This window comes from uncultured Legionella sp., from assembly GCF_937871865.1.
Classification (GTDB): Bacteria; Pseudomonadota; Gammaproteobacteria; order Legionellales; family Legionellaceae; genus Legionella.
Map to the genome: position 1 here is coordinate 1 of NZ_CALMPD010000218.1, position 2,141 is coordinate 2,141.

A 2,141-nucleotide genomic window follows, 5' to 3' on the forward strand; every position below is an offset into this window, starting at 1 on the left:
GAACAATCAGACAGAAACGCCGCCTAATGCTGTACACCACTTTTGACAATAACTCTCTTTAAAGCATCTATCTGTAAATCCAAATTCTGGCTTCGGGTCGAAACACGGGCATATCCAATTAACATGATTAAAGTTCACTTATACGTTTCAATCATAGTAACTTAAACATTATTTAATTGAAACAGTTAAATAGACGTTAAGATTAGATAAATATATATGATTCAGGATTATTTTAATTGTTTAATTAAACGGTGGTTTTATTGAACTAAAGTTAATTCTATTACGGTTGGGATATACACAAGATATTTCCTCATTAATTTGAAGCTATACTATAAATAGAGTTTTGCATGGATGGTTATTATGAAATTTATTGTGAGAATCCTCTTGATATCTACTTTAATCAGCTCAAGCTCTTTTGCGCAAAAATTATTAAACCCTCCCAATGGACAGTCCCCTCAATGTGATCAAGCGTATAGAAGTGCCGATCAGCCTAAAACTGCTAATAATATCTTTAATAGTATATCCAGCGCATGCCATTATGCTGGCGGCATGCGAGTAATGCATAAAGTTCTCGCTTCAGAAAACTCTAATGAACCTACAGGTGTGCTTTTCACTTGTATTGGAAATGATCCTAGCTTCGTATTTTTCTCCTGTTTGTTTTCGACAAGCTTTGCGGACTTATAAATGGAATTATAGAATATTATAGTTTTATTTTGGTGAGTACTATTCCGATGTAATCAAATCAAGATACCGCAAGAACCGCTAAGTTATCCTTTTAGATCTTAACAAAAGAGTACTTGGCTATTTTTTAATTGAAAATGATAGATGACGCAACGCATCAAATTTTTATGACTACAATTAAATTACTATCTAATATTTCGGATATTTTTATGATTACCATTTCAGCTCAAGAATTTATAAATAAAGTGAATGAAGAAATACAAAAAGATCAATTTTATGAGCCTGGGATGAAGGTCTATTTGACGCCTAATGAAGAACAATTCACTGGATATGACTGGGATGAATCGTGGGATAACAATCCTAATATCCGTGGCGTAGTAGCGAATGCTACAACTGAAATTAGAAAAATATATACTGTTGATGTTAATTTACAAGATCCGTAATGATGCAGATATTACGAATAGCAATTCTGAATTAGAAAAATGAGATTCAAGTTGATTGAGTTCAGAATCCCCAGAAACCTTCTATAGCCAAATTATAGAATAAAAACGCGATTAATGCAGAACACCGTCACCTTGCTATAAATCTTATCCATCTAAAACTTTATGCATTATTCTCATTTATACAATGATAGATACAGGGTTTATTTTAATTAAACGCCCACTTTATGGTATATAAGGTACGTTATCCATCTCAAACAATCCCAACACTAATTTATTAGGGTAATGAGTAAAGGTTATTATATTTTAATCATTTATCGCGATTTGCGATTTTTTGTCGCCATATGCTATAATTACTTTATCCATAATGGTGGAGATAGAACATGGCTCAATCGGTAAGATTATCAGATACATTAGTTAAACAAGCCAAAGCTATTGGTGAAGTAATGTCTCGTTCTGGGGCTGGACAAATTGAACACTGGGCTAAAATAGGAAAAATTGCAGAAGAAAATCCTGATTTATCCTATGAGTTTATTAGAGACAGTCTGCTGGCAAAAGCGGAAATAGATAATGGATTGGTTGATGATTATGAATTTGACCATTAAGCAATCTAACTCATTTAAGAAAACTGTAAAAAAACTACCTAAACAGCATAAAGCTGTCCTCGATGAGGAAGTTAGGAAGTTAATAAACAATCCTGATCTCGGAGAACGTAAAAAAGGGGACTTAGATTTTTTAAGGGTTCATAAATTCAAACTGTTAAACCAGGACGTATTATTGGGCTACATGTATGATGAAGATGAAATTATATTGACCTTGTTGAAATTAGGAGCTCATGAAAATTTTTATCGGGATATCAAAAATACCATATAAAAAATTACGGCTCCAATGTAATGAACCATCCCACCCACTGAGTTGGCATTTAATAGTAACCAGCTTAGTATTCAACTTGACTGTTTGAAACTGGATGGGAGATTCATAATGAATATTAACGTATTAGATTATGCCTACATAACTTAC

5 protein-coding genes are annotated in these 2,141 nt (G+C 32.8%); 4 read left to right on the forward strand and 1 reads right to left on the reverse strand.

Annotated elements, in window-relative coordinates:
- Positions 1-23: 23 nt before the first annotated feature.
- Positions 24-125, reverse strand: a complete 102-nt coding sequence (locus Q0495_RS11730; protein WP_298626516.1) for a recombinase family protein — start codon at positions 123-125, stop codon at positions 24-26.
- Positions 126-360: 235 nt separating this feature from the next.
- Here Q0495_RS11730 and Q0495_RS11735 point away from each other — a divergent pair, with 235 nt between their 5' ends.
- From Q0495_RS11735 to Q0495_RS11750, 4 genes are all read left to right on the forward strand, one after another.
- Complete coding sequence (locus Q0495_RS11735; RefSeq protein WP_298626519.1) at positions 361-684, forward strand: hypothetical protein; 324 nt, start codon at positions 361-363, stop codon at positions 682-684.
- 206 nt (positions 685-890) lie between these two features.
- A complete protein-coding gene (locus tag Q0495_RS11740) occupies positions 891-1,124 on the forward strand; it encodes a hypothetical protein (protein ID WP_298626522.1) in 234 nt (77 codons plus the stop codon).
- A gap of 380 nt (positions 1,125-1,504) precedes the next feature.
- Entirely contained in the window at positions 1,505-1,726 is a 222-nt protein-coding gene (locus tag Q0495_RS11745; RefSeq protein WP_045094727.1) for a ParD-like family protein, read from the forward strand.
- Entirely contained in the window at positions 1,704-1,994 is a 291-nt protein-coding gene (locus Q0495_RS11750) for a type II toxin-antitoxin system RelE/ParE family toxin (RefSeq protein WP_298626529.1), read from the forward strand. The genes Q0495_RS11745 and Q0495_RS11750 overlap by 23 nt, the downstream gene beginning before the upstream one ends.
- Positions 1,995-2,141 lie beyond the last annotated feature (147 nt).